Source organism: Streptomyces telluris (genome assembly GCF_024519335.1).
GTDB classification, from domain to species: Bacteria; Actinomycetota; Actinomycetes; order Streptomycetales; family Streptomycetaceae; genus Streptomyces; species Streptomyces telluris.
Genome location: NZ_JANIID010000100.1, coordinates 1 through 377, shown reverse-complemented (window position 1 = coordinate 377; position 377 = coordinate 1). Strand labels below are relative to the sequence as shown.

General features: G+C 71.6%; 1 pseudogene. It reads right to left on the bottom strand.

Features of this window, described 5'->3' with window-relative positions:
* Positions 1 to 377 (bottom strand): annotated as a pseudogene (locus NQU55_RS36275) (2-oxoacid:acceptor oxidoreductase subunit alpha); the annotation flags it as partial.

Sequence of the window (377 nt, the reverse complement as noted above, 5' to 3'; positions counted from 1 at the left end):
GCGACACCGCCAGGCCGATCGTCTCCGACTTCAGCGCCACACCCGGCCCCGAGGTCGTCGTCACCGCCAGCGCACCACCGAAGGCTGCTCCGAGGGCCGCGCCGATGCCGGCGATCTCGTCCTCGGCCTGGAAGGTGCGCACGCCGAAGTTCTTGTGGCGCGACAGCTCATGCAGGATGTCGGAGGCGGGGGTGATCGGGTAGGAGCCGAGGTAGAGCGGCAGGTCGGCCTGGCGGGCCGCGGCGATCAGCCCGTAGGACAGCGCCAGGTTCCCCGAGATGTTGCGGTAGGTGCCGGCGGGGAACGCGGCCGTCGCGGGGGCCACCTCGTAGGAGACGGCGAAGTCCTCGGTGGTCTCGCCGAAGTTCCAGCCGGCC